This is a genomic window from Streptomyces sp. NPDC101160 (assembly GCF_044768205.1).
Lineage (GTDB): Bacteria > Actinomycetota > Actinomycetes > Streptomycetales > Streptomycetaceae > Streptomyces.
This window is the reverse complement of record NZ_JBIWPJ010000010.1, coordinates 243,833-269,705: the sequence shown is the minus strand read 5'-3', so window position 1 is coordinate 269,705 and position 25,873 is coordinate 243,833. Positions and strand designations below refer to the sequence as shown.

Annotated in this window: 18 protein-coding genes; 8 read left to right on the top strand and 10 right to left on the bottom strand. The window is 69.4% G+C overall.

What is annotated here, in order from left to right:
* Window positions 1-65: 65 nt before the first annotated feature.
* From ACIRSU_RS30955 to ACIRSU_RS30930, 6 genes are all read left to right on the top strand, one after another.
* Window positions 66-1,292 carry a thiolase family protein gene (locus ACIRSU_RS30955; protein ID WP_403799111.1) on the top strand — a complete coding sequence of 409 codons (1,227 nt, stop codon included), beginning with the start codon at window positions 66-68 and terminating at the stop codon, window positions 1,290-1,292.
* Complete coding sequence (locus ACIRSU_RS30950; protein WP_403799108.1) at window positions 1,289-3,427, top strand: 3-hydroxyacyl-CoA dehydrogenase NAD-binding domain-containing protein; 2,139 nt, start codon at window positions 1,289-1,291, stop codon at window positions 3,425-3,427. The genes ACIRSU_RS30955 and ACIRSU_RS30950 overlap by 4 nt, the downstream gene beginning before the upstream one ends.
* A gap of 169 nt (window positions 3,428-3,596) precedes the next feature.
* Window positions 3,597-4,643: a signaling protein gene (locus tag ACIRSU_RS30945; protein WP_403799105.1), complete on the top strand. Its 1,047-nt coding sequence runs from the start codon at window positions 3,597-3,599 to the stop codon at window positions 4,641-4,643.
* A 261-nt stretch (window positions 4,644-4,904) separates the two neighbouring features.
* The gene (locus tag ACIRSU_RS30940) at window positions 4,905-6,926 is read left to right on the top strand and encodes a hypothetical protein (protein ID WP_403799102.1); all 2,022 of its coding nucleotides are present in this window, start codon (window positions 4,905-4,907) and stop codon (window positions 6,924-6,926) included.
* Window positions 6,923-8,416 (top strand): SDR family NAD(P)-dependent oxidoreductase, encoded by a 1,494-nt coding sequence (locus ACIRSU_RS30935; protein ID WP_403799099.1) that lies wholly within the window; start codon window positions 6,923-6,925, stop codon window positions 8,414-8,416. Before ACIRSU_RS30940 ends, ACIRSU_RS30935 begins: the two co-directional genes overlap by 4 nt.
* Before the next feature lie 103 nt (window positions 8,417-8,519).
* Complete coding sequence (locus ACIRSU_RS30930) at window positions 8,520-10,526, top strand: glycosyltransferase (RefSeq protein ID WP_403799096.1); 2,007 nt, start codon at window positions 8,520-8,522, stop codon at window positions 10,524-10,526.
* A gap of 36 nt (window positions 10,527-10,562) precedes the next feature.
* Here ACIRSU_RS30930 and ACIRSU_RS30925 read toward each other — a convergent pair whose 3' ends face one another.
* A complete protein-coding gene (locus ACIRSU_RS30925) occupies window positions 10,563-11,696 on the bottom strand; it encodes a hypothetical protein (protein ID WP_403799094.1) in 1,134 nt (377 codons plus the stop codon).
* Between the two features lie 254 nt (window positions 11,697-11,950).
* Between ACIRSU_RS30925 and ACIRSU_RS30920 the strand changes: the two genes are divergently transcribed.
* Both ACIRSU_RS30920 and ACIRSU_RS30915 read left to right on the top strand, forming a co-directional pair.
* Window positions 11,951-13,030, top strand: coding sequence for an LCP family protein (locus ACIRSU_RS30920; protein WP_403799092.1), 1,080 nt, complete (start codon window positions 11,951-11,953; stop codon window positions 13,028-13,030).
* 20 nt (window positions 13,031-13,050) lie between these two features.
* Window positions 13,051-13,431, top strand: a complete 381-nt coding sequence (locus tag ACIRSU_RS30915; RefSeq protein ID WP_403799091.1) for an NTP pyrophosphohydrolase — start codon at window positions 13,051-13,053, stop codon at window positions 13,429-13,431.
* Here ACIRSU_RS30915 and ACIRSU_RS30910 read toward each other — a convergent pair.
* From ACIRSU_RS30910 to ngcE, 9 genes are all read right to left on the bottom strand, one after another.
* On the bottom strand, window positions 13,428-14,942 hold the full coding sequence (locus ACIRSU_RS30910) for an amino acid permease (RefSeq protein WP_403799089.1): 1,515 nt from the start codon (window positions 14,940-14,942) through the stop codon (window positions 13,428-13,430). The two genes, ACIRSU_RS30915 and ACIRSU_RS30910, sit on opposite strands and share 4 nt — an antisense overlap.
* A 128-nt stretch (window positions 14,943-15,070) precedes the next feature.
* The gene (gene dxs / locus ACIRSU_RS30905) at window positions 15,071-16,990 is read right to left on the bottom strand and encodes a 1-deoxy-D-xylulose-5-phosphate synthase (RefSeq protein ID WP_403799086.1); all 1,920 of its coding nucleotides are present in this window, start codon (window positions 16,988-16,990) and stop codon (window positions 15,071-15,073) included.
* A gap of 223 nt (window positions 16,991-17,213) precedes the next feature.
* Entirely contained in the window at window positions 17,214-18,557 is a 1,344-nt protein-coding gene (locus tag ACIRSU_RS30900) for a sugar ABC transporter permease (protein ID WP_403799083.1), read from the bottom strand.
* Entirely contained in the window at window positions 18,554-19,357 is an 804-nt protein-coding gene (locus ACIRSU_RS30895; protein WP_403799081.1) for an ATP-binding cassette domain-containing protein, read from the bottom strand. Before ACIRSU_RS30895 ends, ACIRSU_RS30900 begins: the two co-directional genes overlap by 4 nt.
* Window positions 19,358-19,508: 151 nt before the next feature.
* Complete coding sequence (locus tag ACIRSU_RS30890; RefSeq protein ID WP_403799078.1) at window positions 19,509-20,609, bottom strand: substrate-binding domain-containing protein; 1,101 nt, start codon at window positions 20,607-20,609, stop codon at window positions 19,509-19,511.
* Between the two features lie 122 nt (window positions 20,610-20,731).
* On the bottom strand, window positions 20,732-21,970 hold the full coding sequence (locus ACIRSU_RS30885; RefSeq protein WP_403799076.1) for an ROK family protein: 1,239 nt from the start codon (window positions 21,968-21,970) through the stop codon (window positions 20,732-20,734).
* 157 nt (window positions 21,971-22,127) lie between these two features.
* Entirely contained in the window at window positions 22,128-23,072 is a 945-nt protein-coding gene (locus ACIRSU_RS30880) for a carbohydrate ABC transporter permease (protein ID WP_403799073.1), read from the bottom strand.
* 15 nt (window positions 23,073-23,087) lie between these two features.
* Window positions 23,088-24,017 carry a carbohydrate ABC transporter permease gene (locus tag ACIRSU_RS30875; protein WP_403799070.1) on the bottom strand — a complete coding sequence of 310 codons (930 nt, stop codon included), beginning with the start codon at window positions 24,015-24,017 and terminating at the stop codon, window positions 23,088-23,090.
* A gap of 67 nt (window positions 24,018-24,084) precedes the next feature.
* Window positions 24,085-25,536 carry an N-acetylglucosamine/diacetylchitobiose ABC transporter substrate-binding protein gene (ngcE, locus tag ACIRSU_RS30870; RefSeq protein ID WP_403799068.1) on the bottom strand — a complete coding sequence of 484 codons (1,452 nt, stop codon included), beginning with the start codon at window positions 25,534-25,536 and terminating at the stop codon, window positions 24,085-24,087.
* Window positions 25,537-25,873 lie beyond the last annotated feature (337 nt).

The following is a 25,873-nucleotide window of genomic DNA, read 5'->3' as shown; positions in this document are numbered from 1 at the left end:
CGCGTGCCGGGCGCCGCGCGCCCGAGCAGCAGCAGTGCCATCCCGCACCCTGGAGGAGAGCCATCGTGCCTCGTACCGTCAGGGACGTCGTCTTCGTCGACGGCGTCCGTACCCCGTTCGGCAAGGCGGGCCCGAAGGGCATCTACCACGAGACCCGCGCCGACGACCTCGTCGTCAAGGCCATCCGGGAGCTGCTGCGCCGCAACCCGGCTCTCGACCCGGCGAAGATCGACGAGGTCGCCATCGCCGCGACCACGCAGATCGGCGACCAGGGCCTGACCCTCGGCCGTACCGCCGGCATCCTGGCGGGTCTGCCGCAGTCCGTGCCGGGCTACTCCATCGACCGCATGTGCGCCGGCGCGCTGACCGCCGTGACGTCGGTGGCCGGTTCGATCGCTTTCGGCGCGTACGACGCCGTCATCGCCGGTGGTGTCGAGCACATGGGCCGCCACCCCATGGGCGAGGGCGTGGACCCGAACCCGCGCTTCGTCAGCGAGAAGCTGGTCGACGAGTCCGCCCTCTTCATGGGCATGACGGCGGAGAACCTGCACGACCGCTACCCGAGCATCACCAAGCAGCGCGCCGACGAGTACGCCGTGCGCTCGCAGGAGAAGGCCGCCAAGGCGTACGCCGACGGCAAGATCCAGCAGGACCTGGTGCCGATCTCGGTCCGCCGCACCGACCCCGCCGGTGGCGAGACGGGCTGGGGCCTGGTCACCGCCGACGAGCCGATGCGCCCGGGCACCACCCTGGAGTCGCTGGCGAACCTGAAGACGCCGTTCCGCGTCCACGGCAACGTGACCGCGGGCAACGCGGCCGGCCTGAACGACGGCGCCACCGCCTCGATCATCGCCTCCGAGGACTTCGCCCGCGAGAACAACCTCCCGGTGAAGATGCGCCTGGTCTCGTACGCCTTCGCCGGCGTCGAGCCCGAGGTCATGGGCTACGGCCCGATCCCGGCCACCGAGAAGGCGCTGGCCAAGGCCGGCCTGTCCATCTCGGACATCGGTCTCTTCGAGATCAACGAGGCGTTCGCCGTCCAGGTCCTCGCGTTCCTGGAGCACTACGGCATCGCCGACGACGACGCGCGCGTCAACCAGTACGGCGGCGCCATCGCGTACGGCCACCCGCTCGCCTCCTCCGGCGTCCGTCTGATGACGCAGCTGGCCCGCCAGTTCGAGGAGCAGCCGGAGGTCCGCTACGGCCTCACCACCATGTGCGTCGGCTTCGGCATGGGCGCCACGGTCATCTGGGAGAACCCGAACCACAAGGACGCCGGAGGCAGCAAGTGAGCACCACCGCAGAGCTTCTGAAGGGCGCCGCCGAGCTCTTCCCGGACGAGGTCGTCACCTCCGCCCACGTACGGCACTTCGAACTCCCCGCGGGCGCGGGCCGGTTCGCGCTGATCACGCTGGACAACGGCTTCGACCACACCAAGCCGACCACCTTCGGCCCCGCGTCGCTCGCCAACCTCAACACCGCGATCGACCAGGTCGAGGCGGAGGCCGCGAACGGTGAGATCGTCGGCGTCGGCATCACCGGCAAGCCGTTCATCTTCGCCGTCGGCGCCGACCTCAAGGGCGTCGAGCTGCTGAAGAAGCACGAGGAGGCCCTGGCCATCGGCAAGGGCGGCCACGACGTCTTCAAGCGCCTCGCGGGCCTGGCCGTCCCCACCTTCGCGTACTACAACGGCGCGGCGATGGGCGGCGGTGTCGAGGTCGGTCTGCACTGCACCTACCGCACCGTCTCCAAGGCGCTGCCGGCCTTCTCGCTGCCCGAGGTCTTCCTCGGTCTGGTGCCCGGCTGGGGCGGCTGCACGATCCTGCCGAACCTGATCGGCGCGGAGAAGGCCGTCCAGGTCATCATCGAGAACTCGCTGAACCAGAACCGCCAGCTCAAGGGCAAGCAGGTCTTCGAGCTCGGCATCGCCGACGCGATCTTCGAGGGCGCCGACTTCCTGGAGCAGTCCCTCATCTGGACCGCGTCCGTCCTCAAGGGCGACGTGTCCGTCGAGCGCCCGGAGATCGACCGCGGCGAGGGCTGGGACCAGGCCGTCGCCAAGGGCCGTGCCGTCGCCGACTCCAAGGTGCACGGCGCCGCCCCGGCCGCCTACCGCGCCCTCGACATCATCGAGGCGTCGAAGGACGGCGACCTGCAGAAGGGCTTCGACGCCGAGGACCAGGCCCTCGCGGACCTGATCATGGGCGGCGAGCTGCGCTCCGGCATCTACGCCTTCAACCTGGTGCAGAAGCGCGGCAAGCGCCCGGCCGGCGCGCCGGACAAGTCGCTGGCCCGCCCCGTCACCAAGGTCGGTGTCGTCGGCGCCGGTCTGATGGCCTCCCAGCTGGCCCTGCTCTTCCTGCGCCGCCTCGAGGTGCCGGTCGTCCTGACCGACATCGACCAGGAGCGCGTCGACAAGGGCGTCGGCTACGTGCACGGCGAGATCGACAAGCTGCTCGGCAAGGGCCGGATCAACCAGGACAAGGCCAACCGCCTCAAGGGCCTGGTCTCCGGTGTCCTGGACAAGGCCGAGGGCTTCGCGGACGCGGACTTCATCATCGAGGCCGTCTTCGAGGAGATGTCCGTCAAGCAGACGGTGTTCGCCGAGGTCGAGGCCGTCGCCCCGGCGCACGCGATCCTCGCCACCAACACCTCCTCGCTCTCCGTCAGCGAGATGGCGTCCAAGCTGAAGCACCCCGAGCGCGTGGTCGGCTTCCACTTCTTCAACCCGGTCGCGATCCTCCCGCTCCTGGAGATCGTGCGCGGCGAGCAGACGGACGACGCCTCGCTCGCCACCGCCTTCGGTGTCGCGAAGAAGCTGAAGAAGACGGCCGTTCTGACGAAGGACGCCCCGGCGTTCGTCGTGAACCGCATCCTGACCCGCTTCATGGGCGAGATCCAGAACGTCATCGACGAGGGCACCTCCGTCGAGACGGCGGAGAAGGCGGTCGAGCCGCTCGGCCTGCCGATGTCCCCGCTCGTCCTCCTGGAGCTGGTCGGCCCGGCGATCGGTCTGCACGTCTCCGAGACCCTGAACCGCGCCTTCCCGGAGCGCTTCAAGGTCTCCCCCAACCTGAAGGCCGTCGTCGAGGCCGGCAAGCGCGGCTTCTACGTCTACAACGCGGAGAACGGCTTCAAGCCGGAGCTCGACCCCGAGGTCGCCGCGCTCCTCAAGCAGGGCGACGTCGTCCTGACGGAGGAGCAGGTCCGCGACCGCGTCCTGGACGCGGTGGCCCAGGAGATCGGTCTGATGCTGGAGGAGGGTGTCGTCGCCGAGGCGCAGGACATCGACCTCTGCCTCATCACCGGCGCGGGCTGGCCCTTCCACCTGGGCGGCATCACGCCGTACCTGGACCGCGAGGGCGTCTCGGAGCGCGTCAACGGCAAGCGGTTCCTGGCGCAGGGCGTGGCGAGCGTCCCGGCGTAAGGCACTGCCGGAGCAGGAGCGGCGCAAGGCAGTCGCCGCGTGACTGCGAGGCGGACAAAGGCGGATGCCCGTCCCTCGACGAGGGGCGGGCATCCGCCTTTTGATCATCTTTGATCGTCTTTGACACAATGGATGGCTCCCGTCGCTCCCGAGAAGGGTCAACCGCCGCATGCCCTCAGCCCGTCCGCCCGTCAGCCGCAGGACCCTGCTCCTCACCGGGGGCACCGCCACGGTCTCGCTGACGGTGGGTGGGGTGGCCGGGTTCGCGCTGGGCCGCGGCGAGCGGCCGGCCGCGGGCCCTTCGGAGCCGGCCGGGGAGTTCGACATCGACCGGGCCGCCCGGCTGTGGTCTCCGACGCCCCTGCGCGACACCACCGGGCCCCAGTCGCTGGCGTTCGACGACGCACGGGACGAGGTGTACGCGCTCCAGCTGGTCCAGGGCGGCCGGCGGCTGCCCGGCGAGGACGAGCCGCTGGACGCCGACGACCGCAAGCGCGCCGGCGACCTGTGCGTCACCCGGTACGCGGTCTCGGGCCGGCGGCTCGGGCACATGTACCTGCGCGGCTTCGGGCACGGCATCTCGCTGGGCGTGGAGCCGACGGACGACGGGGCCCGGCTCTGGGTGGAGTCGCGCCCCCATCCCGAGACGGGGTACGGGCGGGCGGTGACCCGGGTACGCTTCCGCGCCGGAAGCGTGCTGGACGGTGACGATCCGTCGGTCGTCCACCTGCGGGCAGCGCCGCCCGGCAGCACACGGGTGCACCCGGCGCTCGACGCGGCCGCGGGGAAGGTGCTCGTCAGCTATCTGGCCGACGGCGAGCACCGCTACGCCGTGCACCGGATGCGGGACCTGCTGGCCGGGGGCCGCGAGCCGCTGCGGGACCTGCGGGTGCCGCCGGCGCTCGAACGGGAGACGTTCCAGGGCTGCGCGCTGCACGGGAATTACGTGTACCACCTGACCGGAAATCCCTACAGCAAATCGTCGGGGAGAAACCCGCGCGGCACCGGCGGAAATACCTTCGTCACGGCCCTCGACGTGACGTCGGGGAAATTGGCGGGCCGTGGCCGGGTGACCGCCGACCCCGACCTTCCTTTTCGGGAGCCGGAAGGAATATCAGTGCGAAACACCCCGGATCCGCTCCTCTGCGTCGGCTTCTCGGTCACCGCACCGGGCCGCCGGAAACTCGCGGTCTACGGCTTCGACCGCAGGTCGTAACCACTTTGCGCGAGACCTTGGGGACGCTGCGTGAGGGTTGTACGGAAAACGAGCACGCTTCGGGCAGCGTTGCATAACTATTTCGCATACTTGTGACCGACTGTTCGAACCAACTCCACAGTTCGTTCATCCGCCGTCCACCCCTGCATATACTTTCGCCTCTCAGCGTCTTCATAGGTCGACCAGTCACGCCCCCACCGTGGCGCAGTTTCGGCGCAAGTGACACGCGTCACGGCATCGGCAAGGAGGGGCCGCCCGGCCATGAACAAGCAGAAGCGTCAAGCCCTTCTTGGCGTGCTCATATCGAGCGCACTGGTGCTGAGCTTCCTCGGCATGATGGTCGCGGTGGTGATGCCGTCCCTCAAGGTCTTCGCCGCCTCCGCCGCCGTCAGCTACCTCGCCGACCTGATGCTGCACAGCGCCCAGTCCTCCACCCTGGACCGGCTGCGCGACTCCCGCTTCGGTCTGACCATCCGCTTCATCATCCGTCAGTTCCTGCTGCTGGCACTGTGCGGCGCGATCGCGGACATCGACTCCTTCGTCGTCCAGATGACCTCGGTCGGGCTCATCCTGCTCTTCGTGCTCCAGCTCGCCTACGGCGCGGTGCTCAAGCACGTCCGCAAGAAGCGCGCGGAACTGCCGTACACCACCCGCGGCCTCGACATGGAGGTCCTGGGCATCCGGCGCATGCCGCACCCGTTCCTGATGAACAAGCACGTCCGCAAGACGCTGCACCTGGACGTCCCGCTCTTCGCCGGCGCGCTCGGCACCATCGCCACCGACAACTGGCGGTTCGTCACCTACGGCGGCATCCTCTCCGTCTCGGTCGCCTACCTGGCCCTCCTCGTCCTGCTGCCCGGCGCCCGCAACGCGCTGATCCTGCCCGACACCGACGAGGCCATCGACCTGCTCAACGAGGAGCTGTCCCGGTACCGTCCCCAGGTCGCCCTGTACTTCACCTTCGCGGCGATCTCCAAGGACTTCATGTACCAGGTGAACATGTGGCTGGAGTCGCTGGAGGCGATGGAGCTGCGGCCCGTCATCGTGCTGCGCGAGCGGGCCACCCTGCGCTACCTGGACGCCACCGCCGTCCCCGTCGTCTGCGTCCCGAAGGCCGAGTACCTGGCCCGGGTCGAGATGCCCGAGCTGCGCGTGTGCCTCTACCCCGGCAACGCCGGCAAGAACGTGCACATGCTGCAGCGCCATGACGTCAAGCACGTGTTCATCGGTCACGGCGACAGCGACAAGGCCGCCAGCAGCAACCGCGTCAGCAAGGTCTTCGACGAGATCTGGGTGGCCGGCCGGGCCGGCCGCGACCGCTACGAACGCATCAAGCACGCCGTCCGCCCCGAGCAGATCGTCGAGGTCGGCCGCCCCCAGCTGATGCCCGTGCGGCGCTGGTCGGGCTCGGTCGAGCAGTCCACGCCGACCGTCATCTACGCCCCCACCTGGGAGGGCTGGACCGACGACGCCTGCTACACCTCGGTCATCCCGGCCGGCGAGAAGCTGATCCGCACCCTGCTCGACTACGAGCGCCCCCTGCGCATCATCTACAAGCCGCACCCGCTCACCGGCTCCCGCTCACCCGCCGCGGCCGCCGCGCACCGGCGCGTCATCGCGCTCCTCCAGGAGGACAACGCGCGCCGCTTCGGCAAGAAGGTCCTCGACTCCAAGACCGCGGCCCGCAAGTTGGCCCGGATCGACAAGAAGCTCGCCGACCTGCAGGAGCGCGGCGTGCGCTCCAAGTACCCGGACCTCACCGAGGACGAGCGGACCGGCCGGATCCGCAGGCTCCGCGAGCAGGCCGGCGCCCTCTACTGGGAGTCCCTGCCGGACAGCGCCCACCACGTGGTGATCGAGCGGATCCCCTCGCTGTACGACTGCTTCAACCACTCCGACCTGCTCATCGGCGACATGTCGAGCGTGGTCTCCGACTTCGTGGCGAGCCGCAAGCCGTACGCGATCTTCAACCTCGAGGGCCTGCCGGACGACCAGTTCCGCAACGAGCAGCGCACGGCGTACGCCTCGTACCTCCTCGACACCGACTGCGGGGGTCTGGAGACCGCTCTGGAGGCGATGTTCTCGCGGGACCAGGACGTCATGGCCCCGTACCGGGAACAGCTCAAGGAGTACCTCCTGGGCACGGACCACCCGCCGTCCTCCTATCGCTTCGCCAAGGCCGCGAGCGACCTGTACCGGCGGGGACTCCAGGACTTCCCCATCGAGTACCCGGAGCTGCCCGAGCAGCCGCACCAGCCCTTTCAGGAAGCAGGAAGATCTTGACCACGCGCGTCAACCGCCGCCGCACCGTCGCCGTTGTCCTCGCCGGGGGCACCGGTCAGCGCATCGGGCTCTCGATACCCAAGCAGCTGTTGAAGATCGCGGGTAAGTCCATCCTGGAACACACCCTGCACATCTTCGAGAACGCGCCGGACATCGACGACGTCCTCGTCCTGATGACGCCCAGCCACCTGGCCGAGGCCGAGCAGATCGTGGCCCGCAGTGGACTCGGCAAGGTCTCCCGGGTCCTGGCCGGCGGCAACACCCGCAGCGAGACGACGAACATCGCGATCCGCGCGGTCTCCGAACAGCTCGGCGAGGGCGAGGACTGCAACCTGCTCTTCCACGACGCGGTGCGCCCGCTGCTCTCGCAGCGCGTGGTCAAGGAGTGCGTGACGGCCCTCGACCGCTACTCCGCCGTCGACGTGGCCATCCCCTCGTCCGACACCATCATCGTGACCCGGACGCACGGCGCCGACGGCGAGTTCATCACCGAGGTCCCGGACCGCTCCCGGCTGCGCCGCGGCCAGACCCCGCAGGGCTTCCGGCTCTCCACCATCCGCGAGGCCTACGAGCGGGCGGCCGGCGATCCGTTCTTCCAGGCCACGGACGACTGCTCGGTGGTCGTGAAGTACCTGCCCGACGTGCCCGTGCACGTCGTCATGGGCGACGAGTACAACATGAAGGTCACCCAGCCGGTCGACGTCTTCATCGCCGACAAGCTGTTCCAGCTCGCCTCCGCCACCGCCCCGACGCACGGCGCCGACGAGTTCTACCGGGAGCGGCTGGCCGGCAAGACCCTGCTGGTCTTCGGCGGCTCGTACGGCATCGGCGCCGACATCGCGCGGATCGCGGAGGGGTACGGGGCCAAGGTCTACGCCCTGGGCCGCTCCACCACCGGCACCCACGTGGAGAACCCCGACGACGTCGAGGAGGCGCTGGCCGCCGCGTACGCCGAGACCGGCCGGATCGACTACATCGTGAACACGGCCGGCGTGCTGCGGGTCGGTCCGCTGCACGAGGCTGACAACGCGACCGTGCGCGAGGCGCTCGAGGTCAACTACCTCGCGCCGGTGAACATCGCCCGCGCCTCGTACAAGTACCTGGCGGAGACCGCCGGCCAGCTGCTGCTGTTCACCTCCAGCAGCTACACCCGCGGCCGCGCCGAGTACAGCCTGTACTCCTCCACCAAGGCCGCCATGGTGAACCTCACCCAGGCGCTGTCGGACGAGTGGGCCGAGGACCGCATCCGGGTCAACTGCGTGAACCCGGAGCGGACCGCCACGCCGATGCGGACGAAGGCGTTCGGGCAGGAGCCGGCCGGCTCCCTCCTGTCCTCCGAGGAGGTCGCGCGCAGCTCGCTCGACGTGCTGCTGTCCGGCATGACCGGTCATGTGATCGATGTGCGCCGTCAGGACCCGACGGCGACCACCTCGGCTTTCGAGTCGGCCCTGACCCAGGTGCTGAACAGCTCCGAGAGCCAGGCTCTCTGAGCCGGAAGCCGGGCCGGGACCGTTCCCGGCCCGGCTTCGGCATTTTCCGCCCCCGGCCCGGGACCCGGGCCGTTCTTCCCCGGCCCACCACCCCGGAGACCTCGTGAAGATCGACTTCCTGATGTACAGCGCCTACGGTCAGGCCGGTACGTCCGTCGCCACCCAGACGCTCGCCAACGCGCTCGCCGCCCGAGGGCACGACGTCCAGCTGGTGAGCTGCTTCCAGTACCACGACCGGCCGCCGCTGAGCTTCGCGCCGGACGTCCGGCTGCGCACGCTGGTGGACACCAGGAGCGGGTCGGCGGATCTGAAGGACCCGCTGCACGAGGTCCCTTCCGAGGTCTGCACCGGGTTCAAGGCCGACGACAAGAACCGCTACAGCAAGCTGCTCGACGAGCGCGCCGCCGCGCATCTGCGGGGCACCGACGCCGACGTGGTCATCGCCACCGCGCCCAACACGATCGCGCTGCTCGCCGCGTCGGGCACTGGACGGTACGTCACCCTGGGCCAGGCCCACACGCACTACCACCACCAGACCGCCGCGTCCCGGAAGATGCTGGACGCCGCGATCCCGAACCTCGACGCCTTCGTCACGGTCACCGCCCGGGACGCCCAGACTCACCGGGACGCCTACGGCGCGGTCGGCACCGTCTTCCATGCCATCCCGAACGCCGTCACCAGCACCTTCATGCGCGCGGACGTGGGCAACTCGCGGATCGTCACCGCGTCGGGCCGCTTCGTCGACTGGAAGCGCTTCGACCTGCTGATCAATGCCTTCGCGCAGCTCGGTACCCGGCACCCCGACTGGACGCTGCGGATCTACGGCAACGGCGCGGAGCGGGGCAACCTGCGCAAGCTCATCGACACGCTCGGCGCCAACGAGCGCATCCAGCTGATGGGCCACACCCAGCATCTGCGCGAGGAGCTGGCCAAGGCCGCCCTGCACACCTCGACGTCCACGGACGAGACCTTCGGCCTCACCATCGTGGAGGCCATGACCTGCGGGGTCCCTGTACTCAGCACGGCCGGCCCGCACGGCCCCTCGGAGATCGTCTCCGACGGCATCGACGGCGTGCTCTCCCCCGTCGGTGACGTGGACGCGTTCGCCAAGAACCTCGACCTGCTGATGAGCGACGCCGAGCTGCGCGTACGGCTCGGCGCGGGCGCCCTGGAGAAGGCCCGCGCGTACAGCAGCGAGGCGCAGGCCGAGACCTACGAGGTGTTCCTCCACCAGCTCGCCGCAGGCCGCGACTTCCGGCCGGAGGCGCTGTGCCGGGCCACCGCCGCCGGAGACCTGGAGTTCGTCCTCGACCCGGCCAGCGCGCCCGGCGGCCGCTTCTCGGTCCTGTGCGTCAACGCTGCGGACGGCCGGCAGGCGATGATGGTCGGGCCCGTGGAGCAGACCGCGAACGGGCATCTGTACGCGACCGTCCCGGCCCGGATCCGGCTCGCCACCGGCGCCTGGAACGTGCTGCTGCGCCGCGAGGACGACGGCGTGCTGCGCCGGATCCGGATCAAGGAGCTCCAGCAGACCGCCAACGCGCTCATCTCCGCGCCGGAGGAGCACGGCCCGGTGCGCTTCCGGACCTTCGTGCGCTCGGAGGACGGCGGCTACCTCCGGATCGCCTCGCGCGAGCTCGCCGCGCACGCCGAGGTGCTGTCCGTCGAGATGAACGGCCCGCACCTGTTCGTGCAGCTCTACCCGTTCGGGGTGGTCCCGTCGCCGACGGCCGGTCCGGAGGTCGATCTCGCCGGACAGGGCGCCCAGATCATCGCGCAGAGCCGGAAGAACAAGGACGCTTTCTTCACCGTGCCCTGCGCGTTCGCGCCCGGGCAGACCGGCTTCACGCTCGACCTGCACCAGTACGCGGACCGGATGGTCGGCGTCGACAGCGGCTGGGACCTCAGCCTGGCCATCCCCGGGCATCTGACCGCCGACGGGCAGACCCACAAGCTCCGGCTCGGCCGCTTCCGCGACGACGTGCTCAAGCGCAAGCCGGTGTACGTGTACCCGAAGAACACGATCACGACGATGGACGGCCGCTCCGTGACGTACCACCCGTACTACACCGACAGCAATCTGCTCTCGATCGCCATCAAGCCGGCCTGAGCCCGGGGGCCCTCGGTCCGTCCCTCCACGTGGGCGTCAGACGCGGACCGAGGGCTCCATCACCAGGCTCGGACCGCCTGACTGGCGGGAGACGTGCAGCGCCCCGTCGGGGCCGATCAGCGCCAGGACCACGCGCCCGTAGGCGTCGTGGGCGAGGGCCGGGGTGCCCAGGCACCGGTCGCCAGTCGGCGACCACCACACGCCGCCCGCCTCGTTCTCCGTGGCGCAGGCGGTAAGCATGACCTGGCCGTCGGGGGCGCGGTGCACGAGGACCGTGCAGTCGTAGCCGTCGAGCAGGGTGCGGAGCAGCGACACCGGGCCCGTCGGGGCGGCGCCGCCGAGCGGGATGGACCACATGCCGGGGCGGTAGGCGACGAGGCCGCCCATGGACTCGTCGGTCCAGTAGTACGTGACCCGGTCCTGCGCCGTCTCCAGCGCGGTGGCGGTGCCGGGGCGGTGGGCGAAGGGGATGTCGTGGTCCTGCCGGTAGGCGCCGTCGGAGGCGTCCCGCACCAGACGGTGGGTCAGGCCCGCGCCCGGGACGAGCAATTCGGTGCGGCCGGACGCGGTGGTCACCGCGGCGGCGCCGTCCTGGGTGCGGCGCAGCTTCAGGTCCTTCCAGCCCTCCCACTTGCCGCCGCGGCCCTCGGCGCGGAGGAACAGGCTGCCGGCTCCGTTGCGCACGAGGGCGTGGACGAGGCCGGTGCCGGTCACGGCGAGCGTCGGCGCGCCCAGTCCGGCCGCCTTGTCGGAGTCCTTGTCCGGATTGCCCAGGGACCTCCATTCGGTGAGCGGCCGGCCCGTCTGGAACTGGGTGGCACACACCACGTCCACGACCTGCCCCGTCTGTCCGGTCCCGTCCTGACGGACCCGGCGGCCGACGAAGTGCACGAAGCCGTGGTCGCCCTGAGCGAGGGAAAGGTCGGTCAGGCCGGGTACGGGGAGGAGCTCGGGACCGGTCCACTCGGGGCCGCCGGGACGCGCCTCGGTCCAGCGCAGCACGCCCTCGACGCCGAGCGCGTACGCGGTGAGCCGGCCGTCCTTGCCGAGGACGAGCCAGCGGCCGGTGGCGGTCGACTCGGCGGCCCGGAAGTGCCCGGGGCGGTCCTGCTGTGGAGCGGACACAGAGCCCGCCGGACCGCCGGCTGCGCGCTTGGATCTGACCGGCATGAGCTGAGGCCGTCCTTCCCCGGAATTCCGTACGCCTCTGGGGCGGCGCTCCCTCGGAATTGTGCCGGTACTGGGTCACGGCTCAGGCGTGACGTTCGGATGCCGAAACCACTGGATTGCGCGAGCAATTATACGGGATTCGAAAATCCATCTATAGTGCAGACCCTGCCCCCCATAGAGTGGACCGGCCCCACCCGAGTCCCCGCCCCGAATCCCGCCCTCTGCGGGCCACGAGACCAAGGGACTTGAGCAGGATGAGCCACGACGTCATACCGCCGGAGTCGCGTGCCGCGCGCCGGGGAGCCGCCAAGGGACGCCCCCGCAAGCGCAGGACCGGCCGCATCATCCTGCTGACCCTGCTCGTGCTCCTCCTCGCCGCCGGCGGGACCGTGTACTGGATGTACTCGAGCATCGACGGCAACATCAAGGCCGTCGACATCACCAAGGAGCTCGGCGACAACCGGCCGCCGAAGCTGCCGACTTCCGGGCAGAACCTGCTGGTGCTCGGCTCGGACTCGCGGGCCGGGGCGAACGCGGCGCTCGACGGGGCAGCGGTGAGCGGAGCGCGCTCGGACACGGCGCTCGTGGTGCACGTGCCCGAGGGACGGCAGAGGGCCACGGCGGTCAGCATTCCGCGGGACACGCTGGTGACGCGGCCGGAGTGCACGCGGCGCGGCGGCGGGACGGCTCCCGAGGCGAAGCGGGTCATGTTCAACTCGGTGTACTCGGGCTTCGGTCCGGCGTGTGTGGTGAAGACCGTCGAGAAGATGTCCGGCGTGCGGCTCGACCACTACATGGAGATCGACTTCGCCGGGTTCAAGGACCTCGTCGACGCGATCGGCGGAGTGACCGTCGACGTCGACAAGCCCATCAAGGACAAGCACACCGGTCTCGACCTCGCCGCCGGTCCGCAGCGCCTGGACGGCACGCAGTCGCTCGCCTTCGTGCGCACCCGGTACGCCGTCGGTGACGGCAGCGACCTGGGCCGCATCGGCAACCAGCAGAAGTTCCTCACCGCGCTGCTCACCGAGGTGAAGAAGCAGGACCTGCTCGGCAGCCCCACCAAGACGTACGAGATCGCCGACTCGGCGACCAAGGCGCTCACCACCGACTCCGAGCTGGCCTCGCTCAAGTCGCTCGCGGACTACGGCCGCAGCCTCAACGGCATCGACCCGGCGAACATGGAGACGATCATGCTGCCGGTCGCCTACGACAAGAAGGACCCGAACCGGGTCGTCGCGTACGAGCCGAACGCCACGCAGCTGTGGACGGCGATCCGCGAGGACAGCGACATCCCGGCGTCGGCGAAGAAGTCCCCGGCGACCGGCGGCTGATCAGCTGACATCCTCAGGGCATGACACTCCCCCTGCTCATCGTCGACGGCGCCAATGTGGTCGGGTCCGTCCCCGACGGATGGTGGAAGGACCGGCGCGGCGCCGCCGAGCGGCTGCGGGACCGGCTCGCCGAGCACGGCGGGCCGGCCGAGGGCCCGTACCCCGGCCCGTACGAGATCGTGCTCGTCGTCGAGGGCCGGGCCCGGGGTGTCGCCCCGGTGCCGGGGGTGAGGATCGAGGAGGCGCCCGCCAGCGGGGACGACCTGATCGTGGAGCTCGCCCGGACCGCGGCCGGCCGGCCGTGCCTGGTGGTCACGGCCGACCGGGAGCTGCGGCGGAGGGTGGCGGAGACGGGCGCCGCCTGCGTGGGGCCCCGAGCTCTTCCCCGGGACCCGGACTAGTACTTCGCGTCCTGCCCCAGCTTGCCCAGCCGGCTGTTCCTGCGTCCGTACAGGAAGTAGACGGCGAGGCCGATCACCATCCAGACCGCGAACCGGAACCACGTCTCGCCCGGCAGGTTGAGCATCAGCCAGAGGGAGGCGGCGACGGAGAGGATCGGGATGACCGGCACCCAGGGAGTGCGGAAGGCCCGGTGCAGGTCGGGGCGGGTGCGGCGGAGGATGATGACACCGATCGCGACCATGACGAAGGCGAACAGGGTGCCGATGTTCACCAGGGTCGCGAGCTCGTTGATGCTGGTGAACCCGGCGATGATCGCGATGAGCCCGCCGAGCAGGATGGTCGGCCGGTACGGGGTCCTGAAGCGCGGGTGCGTGACGGAGAAGAAGCGGGGCAGCAGCCCGTCGCGGCTCATCGCGAAGAACACGCGGGTCTGGCCGAGCAGCAGGATGAGGCAGACGGTGGTCAGGCCGATGGCGGCACCGAAGCTGATGACGCCCGCGTAGAAGGGGTGGCCGACGGCCTTGAAGGCGTCGGCGAGCGGGGCGCTGACGGAGAGTTTGGTGTAGTGCTCCATTCCGGTGACGACCAGGGCGACCGCCACGTAGAGCACCGTGCAGATGAACAGCGAGCCGAGGATGCCGCGGGGCATGTCGCGCTGCGGGAGCCTGGTCTCCTCGGCGGCGGTGGCGACCACGTCGAAGCCGATGAAGGCGAAGAAGACGACGGAGGCGGCGGTGAAGATGCCCATGACGCCGAAGTTGGTCGGCGTGTAGCCGAAGATCAGCCCGAGCATCGGCTCGTTCCAGCCCGAGACACCGCCCGGCGGACTGACGGCCGGCGGGATGAACGGGTGGTAGTTGTCGCCGACGATGAAGAACAGACCCGCGATGATCACGATCATCACCACGGTCACCTTGATGGCGACGACGACGGCGGTGATCCGCGCCGAGAGCTTCATGCCGACGACGAGGATCGCGGTCAGCACCAGGACCAGCAGGAACGCCAGGATGTCGAAGGTGCCGCCGGGCACGTCGGGCCCTTCGAGCGCGGCCGGCAGATGCCAGCCGATGTTGTCCATGAGTGAGCGGACGTAGCCGGACCAGCCGACGGCGACGACGGCGGTGCCGAGCGCGAACTCCAGGACGAGGTCCCAGCCGATGATCCAGGCGGGCAGTTCGCCGATGGAGGCGTACGCGAAGGTGTACGCCGATCCGGCGACCGGCACCGTGGACGCGAACTCCGCGTAGCACAGGGCGGCCAGCGCGCAGACGATGCCGGCGGCCACGAAGGCGAGGGCGGTGGCGGGGCCCGCGTTCTCCTTGGCGACCTTGCCGGTGAGGACGAAGATGCCCGTGCCGATGATGACGCCGACGCCGAACACGGTGAGGTCCCAGGCGGAGAGGGACTTCTTGAGCGCGTGCTCGGGTTCTTCGGTGTCGCGGATCGACTGTTCGACCGACTTGGTCCGGAACAGGCCGGAGTTCCGCGTGGATTGCTGGTCCGTGCTCACGGTCCTACCTCCCTGGCTCGCCCTGGGGCTGCCCGCTCTCAGGCCAGGATGCACGCGGAAGGGCCGGTCGGCACCCCAAGGGGTGAGCCGACCGGCCCAAAGGTGACACTCGGTGAGGGGAGCGGGCGTCAGTCCCGCGCGGGCTCCACGGCCTTGGCGCTGGTCTCGAACCTGCCGTCGAGCCGCGAGACCAGGCCGGTGACCTGGCGCGCGATGTCCGGTGCGGTCAGGCCGATCTCGGCGAGCACCTCACCGCGCGAGGCGTGGTCGAGGAAGCGCGGCGGGATGCCGAAGTCGCGCAGCGGCACGTCCACGCCCGCGTCGCGCAGGGCCTGGGCGACGGCGGAGCCGACGCCGCCGACGCGGCTGTTGTCCTCGACGGTGACGACCACGCGGTGGCCCTCGGCGAGCGGGGCGAGGGCCTCGTCGACGGGCTTGACCCAGCGCGGGTCGACGACGGTGGTGGAGATGCCCTGCTTGTCGAGCAGGTCGGCGATCTCCAGGCACATCGGCGCGAGCGCACCGACCGAGACGAGCAGCACGTCGGGAGTGTCGCTGCCGGCCTCGCGCAGCACGTCCATGCCGCCGACCCGGCGCAGGGCGGGTACGGCGGGGCCGACCGCGCCCTTGGAGAAGCGGACCACGGTGGGCGCGTCGGTGACCTCGACGGCCTCGCGCAGCTGGGCGCGGACCTGGTCGGCGTCGCGCGGCGCGGCGAGCCGCAGGCCGGGCACGACCTGGAGGATCGACATGTCCCACATGCCGTTGTGCGAGGCGCCGTCGGTGCCGGTGACGCCGGCCCGGTCCAGGACGAAGGTGACACCGCACTTGTGCAGGGCCACGTCCATCAGGACCTGGTCGAAGGCGCGGTTGAGGAAGGTCGCGTAGACGGCGAAGACCGGGTGCAGGCCGCCGGTGGCGAGGCCGGCCGCGGAGACCGCGCCGTGCTGCTCGGCGATGCCGACGTCGAACACGCGCTCGGGGAAGGCCTTGGCGAAGCGGTCGAGCCCGACCGGCTGGAGCATGGCCGCCGTGATGGCGACGATGTCCTCGCGCTCCTTGCCGAGCGCGACCATCTCCTCGCCGAAGACGCTGGTCCAGTCGGCGCCGGAGGAGGCGATCGGCAGACCGGTGTCGGGGTGGATCTTGCCGACGGCGTGGAAGCGGTCGGCCTCGTCCTGGAGCGCGGGCTGGTAGCCGCGGCCCTTCTCGGTGAGGCAGTGCACGATGACCGGGCCGCCGAAGCGCTTGGCGCGGGTGAGCGCCGACTCCAGGGCCTCGATGTCGTGGCCGTCGATGGGGCCGACGTACTTCAGGCCGAGGTCCTCGAACATGCCCTGCGGGGCGATGAAGTCCTTCAGGCCCTTCTTGGCGCCGTGCAGCGTCTCGTAGAGCGGCTTCCCGACGACGGGCGTGCGCTCCAGGATGTCCTTGCCGCGGGCGAGGAAGCGCTCGTAGCCGTCGGTGGTGCGCAGGGTGGCCAGGTGGTTGGCGAGGCCGCCGATGGTGGGCGCGTAGGAACGCTCGTTGTCGTTGACGACGATGACGACCTGACGGTCCTTGGCGTCGGCGATGTTGTTGAGCGCCTCCCAGGCCATGCCGCCGGTCAGCGCGCCGTCGCCGATGACGGCGACGACGTGGTCGTCCCTCTTCAGGACCTGGTTGGCCTTGGCGAGGCCGTCGGCCCAGCCGAGGACGGTCGAGGCGTGCGAGTTCTCGATGACGTCGTGCTCGGACTCGGCCTGCGACGGGTAGCCGGACAGACCGCCCTTCATCTTGAGCCTGGAGAAGTCCTGGCGGCCCGTGAGCAGCTTGTGGACGTAACTCTGGTGGCCGGTGTCCCAGAGGACCTTGTCCTTGGGCGAGTCGAAGACGCGGTGCAGGGCGATGGTCAGCTCGACCACGCCGAGATTGGGACCGAGGTGCCCGCCGGTCTTGGAGACGGCGTCCACGAGGAAAGTCCTGATCTCTTCGGCCAGCTGGTCCAGCTGTTCCGAGGAGAGCCGGTCCAGATCTCGCGGTCCCCTGATACGGGTCAGCAGAGCCACCCGTGCCTCCTTGCTTTGAACTGGTCGAGCTTGCCGATTTGTCGAGTCTAATGTTCCGTCTTGGATCGTGGGCATCGGGCCGGTGGCTTCACCGCCACCCGGATGGCCGACACACCGATGATCCGTGCGGTCGCCGCACTGCTCCGGACGCAGCAGTGCCCGGCGCCGGTTCTCGGCGCCGGGCGGACTGTACGGGGTCCGGGTTACGCGGTGGTGACCGGTGTCACGCGCGGCCCGCGGTCTTCTGCGTGCGGCGGGAGACCGAGTCGATCACGACGGCGGCGAGCAGCACCGCGCCGGTGATCATGTTCTGGATCGCGTTGGACATGCCGATCATGTTCAGACCCTGCTGGATCGACTGGATCACGATCATGCCGAGCAGTGCGGACCAGACCTTGCCCCGGCCGCCGAAGAGGCTGGTGCCGCCGATCACGGCCGCGGCGATGACCAGCATCAGCGTGTTGCCGCCGCCGAGGCTCTTGGTCGCGCCGCCGGAGAGGCTCGCGATGAACAGGCCGCCGAACGCGGCGAGGGTGCCGGAGATCGCGAAGACGGCGATCCGGATCCGGTCCACGTTGATGCCGGCGCGGCGCGCCGCCTCGGCGTTGCCGCCGACCGCGAAGACCTTGCGGCCGAAGAGGGTGCGGCGGGCGACGAAGTCGGCGATCACCAGGACGGCCAGGAAGAGAACCAGGGCCAGCGGCAGGCCGCGGGCGCCGGCGGGCTCGTTCATCACGTACGCGACGACGAAGACCAGGACGGCGACGACACCGGTGCGCAGCAGGATCTCGCTCATCGGGCGGGCCGGGAGCTGGGCGGTCTTGCGGCGGCTGCTGTCGCGGAGCTGCGAGAGCACGTAGGCGGCGACGGCGAGCAGGGCGAGGCCGTACGCGGCGATCTTGTCGGCGAAGAAGTAGTTGGTGAGGTTCTCCACCACGCTGCCGGACGGCGTGTTGATGGAGCCCTCGCCGCCCATCAGCCATTCCTGGAGGCCCATCCAGCCGAGGAAGCCGGCCAGGGTGACCACGAAGGCGGGGACGCCGATCTTGGCGAAGAAGAAGCCGTGCAGCGCGCCGATGACGGTGCCGGTGAGCACCGCGAGCACGATGGACAGCCACTCGTTCATGCCGTGGCTGACCTGGAGGCCGGCCCAGACGGCCGCGCCGACGCCGGCGACCGAGCCCATGGAGAGGTCGATCTCGCCGAGGACGAGCACGAAGACGATGCCGACGGCCATGATGCCGAGGCCGGAGGCGTAGACGGCGACGTTGGCGACCGAGCTCGCGGACAGGAAGTTGCTGTTCTGGAGCTGGAAGACGATCGCGATGACGATCAGGCCGAGGATCACCGGGAGGGAGCCGAGCTCGCCGCCGCGGATCTTGCGGGAGAACTCGGTCAGGTAGCCCTTGAGGCCCTCCTCGCGGACGAGGAGGCGGGGGTCGACGGCCGGGACCGGCGCGGCGGAGACCTCGGTCACCTCGGCGGTCGCGGTCACCTCGGCGGTCGCGGGGGCCTCGGTGGTCTCGGGGGTCTCGGTGGTCTCGGGGGTCTTGGCGAGGTCGCTCACTTCGCGGCACCCTTCTCGGCGTTCGCGGCCGTACGGGCCTGCCGGCGGGTCACGGCGTTGTCCGTGGCACCGGTGATGGCGGCGATGATCGTCTCGTGGGTGGTGTCGGCGACGTCGAAGACGCCGTTGTTGCGGCCGAGCCGGAGCACGGCGACCTTGTCGGCGACGGCGCGCACGTCGGCCATGTTGTGGCTGATGAGGATGACGCCGTGGCCGCGCTCGCGCAGCCGCTCCACCAGGTCGAGGACCTGGGCGGTCTGCTCGACGCCGAGGGCGGCGGTGGGCTCGTCCAGGATGACGATCTTGGGGTCGCCGATCAGGGCGCGGGCGATGGCCACGACCTGGCGCTGGCCGCCGGAGAGGGCGGCGACGGGGATACGGACCGACGGGATCCGGATGGACAGGGTGTCCAGGAGCTCGCGGGCGCGCTTCTCCATGGCGATCTCGTCGAGCACGGAGCCGGAGCTCAGCTCGCTGCCGAGGAAGAGGTTGGCGACGACGTCGAGGTTGTCGCAGAGCGCGAGGTCCTGGTAGACGGTCGCGACCCCGAGGTTCTGGGAGTCGTGGGGCTTGGTGATCTGGACGGGGCGGCCGTCCCACTCGATGGTGCCCTCGTCGATCGGGTGGACGCCCGAGATGGTCTTGACGAGGGTGGACTTGCCGGCGCCGTTGTCGCCCACCAGGGCGACGACCTCTCCGGCGTGGATCTCCAGATCGACATCGGTGAGCACCTGGACGGCGCCGAACCGCTTGGAGACCCCGCGCAACGCCAGCACGGGCGCAGCGGACACGTGAATCATCTCCTTCGCCGCCTGACCGGCGGGGATGTGGTGCAAAAAGACTGAGGGGAGTCCGGCGCCCCGCCCCCGCTTGCGGGGCGTGGATGTCGGGGCGGGTGCGCCGGACCGTTTCTGCGTGGGGGGCGGGGCGGGGCGAGCCGGGCCCGGCGGGCTACTTGATGCCCGCGGCGTCGCAGGCCGCCTTGTACTCGGCGGTGCAGATGTCGGCCGCCTTGTAGACGTTGTCCGCGATGATCGTGGAGGCGATGTTGTCCTTGGTCACGACCTGCGCGTCGTACAGCTTCGCCGGGATGCCCTTGAACTCACCGGTGAGGCTGTCGACCTGGACCGGGGTGAGGTCGTCGATCTTCTCGCCCTTGAGGAGCTTGACGGCGATCTCGGCGGTGGTCTCGGCCTCGGGCTTGATCTGCTTGTAGATCGTGAAGGCCTGGTCGCCCTTCAGGATGCGCTGCAGACCGGCGAGTTCGGCGTCCTGGCCGCCGACCGGGACCTTGACGGCCTGCTTGTTGAGGGCGGTGATGATGCCGCCGGCCATGCCGTCGTTGGCGGAGTAGACGCCCTGGAAGCCGGTCTTGCCCAGCGAGTCGATGGCGGCGCCCATCTTCTTGTTGGCCTCGTCCGGGGACCAGTCCGGGATGTCCTGCTCGTAGACGACCTTCTTCACTGCGCTGTCGATGACGCTGTGGGCGCCCTTCTTGAACAGCGGGGCGTTCGGGTCCGTCGGCGAGCCGTTGATCATGACAACGTTGGCGGACTTGGCGCCGGCACCGAGGGCCTTCACCAGGGCCTCGCCCTGCAGGCGGCCGATCTTCTCGTTGTCGTAGGAGACGTAGGCGGAGATCGGGCCCTCGGCCAGGCGGTCGTACGCGACGACCTTGACGCCCTTGGCCTCGGCCTGCTGGACCCAGGACTTGGTGGCCTTGTAGTCGACCGAGTCCAGGATGATGACCTTCACGCCCTGGGTGACGAGCGCGTCGAACTGCTTCTTCTGCGTCTCGGTGTCCTGCGCGGCGTTGTTGTACTTGACCTCGCAGTCGGAGCACAGGGCCTTGATCTTCGCCTCGATGATCGGGCGGTCGAAGGTCTCGTAGCGCGTGGTCTTGTTCTCCGGCAGGAGCAGACCGATCGTCTTGCTGTCACCGCCGGCCGAGCCGCCGGAGCCGTTGTCGCCGGCCTTGCCACAGGCGGCAAGGGAGAGGGCCATGGAAACCGCGGCCGTGCCTATGACGACGCGACGCGTCACTGCGTTCATGTGGGGTTGCCTCCCTGACGAGGCCGCGACGTTGCGGCCGAGGTGGCTGGAAGTCAACTCGGCCGTACGTCCGACGTCAAGGAGTAAATCCTTAACGAGACGACAACGGTGCCATTCGTTATCTAAGTGAAGGCAGGAGACTTCGCCTTCATGGTCCCTGACAAACCGCCCATAGCGCCCAGAGCACCCACAGTTCCCTCCAGGAGCGTCGACTCGCCCATCTCGCTCAGTACGAGGGCGAGCGCGCCGAGCACCTCCGCGCGGCCGCCCAGGGCGCCCGGCGCCAGGGAGAGCTGCCGGGCGGCGCTGGGGATGGCGTAGCGGGAGACGGAGTCCCGGATGGGCGCGAGCACCAGCTCGCCGGCCTCGGCCAGATCGCCACCCAGGACCACCCGGCTCGGGTTCAAGAGGTTGCAGAGGTTGGCGACACCGCTGCCGATGTGCCGGCCGACGTCGGCGATCACCCGGCGGCAGCCGGGGTCGCCCTCGCGGGCCAGCTGGACCACCCGCTCCATGGTCAGGTCGGGCCCGTGGCTGGGCTGGAGCAGCGGCAGGACGTAGCGGGCGGCGGTGAAGGTCTCCAGGCAGCCCCGGTTGCCGCAGCGGCACACCGGGCCCGACTCGTCGAGCGTGATGTGGCCGATCTCGCCGGCCGTGCCGCCCGGGCCCCGGTAGACCCGGCCGTCGATCACCAGACCGGCGCCGACACCGCTGGCGACCTTGATGTACGCGAGGTCCTTCACGCCCCTGCCGCTGCCCCAGACCAGCTCGCCCAGCGCGCCGAGGTTGGCGTCGTTGTCGACGTGCACGGGGACGCCCAGGCGGGCGGAGAGCTCGTCGGCGGGGTTGATCCCGCTCCAGCCCGGCAGGATCGACGTGGAGCCGAGCAGGCCCGACGAGACGTCGATCGGGCCGGGCACGCCGAGGCCGACGCCGATGACCTTGTCCCGGCCGATGCCGGTGCTCGTGATCAGCCGTGTGACCAGCTGTTCCGCGCGGTCGAAGCCCTCCGCGGCGGAGGCGTCGACATCCAGCGGCTCGGCCTCCTCGGCGAGCACCTGGTGGGCCAGGTTGCCGACCGCGACGCGCAGGTGCGTATGCCCGAAGTCGACGCCGATGACGATGCCGGCGTCGCCGCTGAGCGAGACGCTGCGGGCCCGGCGGCCCCCGGCGGAGGTCGGGGTGACCTCCACGGTGCCGCCGTCCTTCAGCTCCCGCACGATGTTGGAGACCGTGGCGGCGGACAGGCCCGTCGCCCGGGCGATCTCCGCCTGGGTGAGCGATCCGGCCATCCTTACCGCCCGGACGACCCGCTCCAGATTGGCCCGGTGCAGCGAGGACTGCGACCCCGGAGTCTCCATTGACTCTCTCCACCCTATGACGTGTACAAGTTATGAACTCCAAGCTCCGCTGTGGGGCTTGTCGGCGTCAAGTCCTACAGCGGAGCGGAATCCGGACGCAAAAGATCCGGCCCCCGGGGGAGTGAGTCCCCGGGGGCCGGACGGAGCGCCTGACTCGTTACTTGAGCGTGGCCGAGGTGAGACCTGCCTGGACCTGCCGCTGGAAGGACAGGTAGACCACCAGCATGGGGATCATGGCGATCGTGACGCCGGCGAAGAGCACCGGCAGGTCGGAGGCGTAGCCCTGCTGCTGCTGGAGCTGGATCAGGCCCTGGGTGAGCACGTACCGCTCGGGGTCGTCACCCGTCTGGGGCTGCATCAGCACGGTCGGCAGCAGGAACTGGTTCCACTGCCCCAGCGTGTTGAAGATGCCGACGCTCACCAGGCCCGGCTTCGCCATCGGCAGCATCACCTGGAAGAAGGCCCGGGTGTGCGAGGCACCGTCCAGGATCGCGGCCTCGAAGACGGCCTCCGGCAGCGTCCTGAAGAAGGAGTGCATGAAGAAGACGGTGAACGGCATCGAGTAGGCGACGTACACCAGGACCAGGCCCTGGTAGGTGTTGAGCATCCCGAGCATCTTCACCATGAAGAAGAGCGGGACGAGCGCCAGGAAGACCGGGAACATCGCGCCGGCGACGAAGAAGTAGTAGATGAGCCGGTTGCCCCAGAAGCGGTAGCGCGCGAGCACGTACGCGGCCATGGAGCCGAAGAGCATCGTCAGCGGCACCGAGAACACCAGGACGATCACGGTGTTGAGGAAGTAGTCGCCGATGCCCTTGTGCCAGGCCCGGGCGAAGACGTCGAAGGACCAGTGGGCGGGCCAGCCGAAGGCCGAGCCGGCGATCTGCGAGTCGGTCTTGAAGGAACTCAGGACGAGCCAGATCAGCGGCAGCACGATCATCAGCGCCCACAGGGCGAGGAAGCCGTGCGAGAAGACGTTGAGGACGGTGCCCTCGCGGGCCGGGCCGGACGCCGGGGCGCCGCTCTTGCCGGTCTTGCCGCCCGCGCGCTGGCGGGGCACCCCGGCCGTGGGGGTGTCGGACTTCTGGATGGGTGCAGTCATCGTCGGTTCTCCCGCTCAGAACTCGAGGCGCTCGCGGCGGGTGGCGCGCAGCGTGACCACGGACACGATCAGGGTGAGCAGCAGCATCACGACGCCCATGGCGCAGGCGTAGCCGCTCTTTCCGAAGTAGAGGAAGTTCCGCATCATCACGGTGGACATGACCTCGCTGTGGTGGTCGGGGCCACCGCCGTAGTCGCCGGAGGTCATGGTCGAGACGAGGACGAACATGTCCATCGCCACGATGCCGAGGTAGACCCAGGCCGTCTGCACGGAGTCCCACAGCAGCGGCAGGGTGATGCGGAAGAAGGACTGGGCGCGGCCTGCGCCGTCGATGAGCGCGGCCTCGTAGATGTCCTTGGGGATGGACTGCATGGCGGCGGAGAACAGCACCAGGTAGAAGCCGACGCCGTGCCACACGACGACCGCCATCAGCGCCCAGAGCACGAAGTTCGGCTCGTTCAGCCACTCGATCGGGTTCTCCGCGTCGATGAGGCCGAGCTTGAGCAGCACGCCGTTGAGCATTCCGCCGGTGTCGCTGCGGTACACGGCGCCGAAGAGCACGGCGAGGATCGCGAGCGAGAGGACCTGCGGGAAGAAGTAGACGATCTTGTAGAACTTCGAGCCGCCGACGCCGGCCACTCCGCCGGCCCGGCTGCGCCCGCCCGCGTTCACCATGAAGGCGAAGAAGAGGGCGAGCAGGATGGTGATCACCGGGATGAACACCAGGAACAGGATGTTGTGCCAGACCGCTCCCAGGAAGACGTCGTCCTTGAAGAGGGCGACGTAATTGTCGAGTCCGACGAAGGAGAAGGTCTGCGACTGGCCTTTCCAGTCGGTCAGCGAGTAGCCGAACGTCTGGATGTACGGCCAGATGACGAAGACCAGATAGAGGGTCACGGGGACGAAGAGGAATCCCGTGACGAACTTGTACTGCCCTTTGCGCATGGCGTGGCGTTCCTGTCCCTGGTGTGGCCGGTGTTCCCGGCTGTTCCCGGCTCGGTGGTGCGCGAGATCAGTCGCGGTGGTTGTTCTTGGCCGCCGGGTCCTTGGCGGCCTTGTCGACCGCGGCCTGGGCCCGCTTCAGCCATTCCGCGGGCTGGATGCGCTTCGCCATCAGCTCGTTGGAGGCGTTCTGGATCTCGGTGTCCATCTCGCTGTACCACTCGGTGTAAAGGAACCGGAAGGTGTTGGTGCCGGCCTTCTTGGACGCCTCGACGGTGGACTGGGTGCCGGGGCGCAGCTTGACGCTCGGGTCCACGCCGTCGGCGAGGATGGTGAGCGAGTTGGCCTCCTTGGCGAAGAGCGTCGACCACTCCTTGGAGAGCATCATCCGCATGAACTCCTTCGCCTCGGCCAGGTTCCTGGCCTTGGCGGGGATGATGAAGGGCTCGCCGGAGCCGGCGCGGATCGCCTCGTACGGCATCTTGCTGCCGGGCAGCAGCGGCATCGGCATGAACTTCATGTCGAAGTCGGCCGGGGTCTGGTTGAGCTGCTCGTTCTCCAGCCAGGAGCCACAGGTGATGAAGGCGGCCTTGTACTGGTTCCAGCGGGTCTGCGACTCGGTGTGGGTGAGGCCGTTGGTGCCGGGCATGAGGTAGCCCTTCTCGACCACCTCGTAGATCGCCTCGACGGCCTCCTTGGCGGCGTCGGAGCCGACGAAGGCCTTGGGGTCGAGGTTGTCGATCGCCTTCATGGCGTCCAGGCCGCCCTTCTTGGCGATCAGGTCCATGATGGCGACGTTGATGTAGTACGGGTACTTGCCCTGGTGGGCGAGGCCGCCGATGCCCTGCGCGGTGGCGTCCTTGCAGATGGCGAGGAACTCGTCCCAGGTCTTCGGCTCGGTCCAGCCCTTCTCCTTGAAGAGCTTGCCGGAGTACCACAGGCCCCACACCGTGTAGATGTAGTTGAGGGCGACGGTCTTGCCCTCCAGGATGCCGGCGTCGAGGGTGCCCGGGATCAGGGTGTCGCGGACCTTCTTGGCGGGGTCGTCGACGGACGGCGCGTCGAGGACCTCGGCGAGGTCGAGCAGCTGGCCGTTCTTCTGCAGGACGTCGATCTTGATCTTCTGGGCGCCGGAGTCGTCGACGATGTCCGGCGGGTTGCCCGCGTTGAAGCGGGGCTGGAGCTTGCCGGTGATCTCCTGGGTGCCGGTGTGGGTCGCGGTGATGCCCCACTTCTTGTTGAAGCTGGCCTCCCACGCCTTGGCGTAGTCGTCGCCGTAGCCGCCCTTGAAGACGACGACGTCTATCTTTCCGCCCTTGGCGACGCCGAACGGATTGTCCTTCGTCTTCTCGCCCTTGGGCTTCTCGGAGCCCGTGTCGCCGCCGCCGCTGGAGGCGCACGCCGACAGGAAACTCATCGTGGGCACCGAGATCAGACCGAGTGCGGCGGAACGCCTGATCAGATCGCGGCGGCCGAGGCCCCCGTTGCCGGGGGCGTCGTTCTGGGCGGAGGTGGATCCCATGCTCAAGTCCTCGCCTTCATTCAGGACTCAGGCGGTGTACCGGTCGCCCGTACAGAGTTCGCCTCAGGCGAAGGGCCCCGCCACCGCGGTCAATTGCAGCTGGGTCGTGCAGGCGTCGGGCGTCGTCGTCATTGGTGCGTGGTACGACGGGCTGGACGCCGACAGGTATAGTCCACTTCCCGTCATCGGAGCAAGATCGAAACCGGCTTTCCCCGTGAGTCTTCTCCGAGTTGAGACCTGCGGGATATCCGCGGCATTTCTGCCCCGATTCCTCCCCTGCCCCTCCCTTCATTTTGCCGTCAACATCCTTGACAGCCCCTGCGGTTTGCCCTTCTCT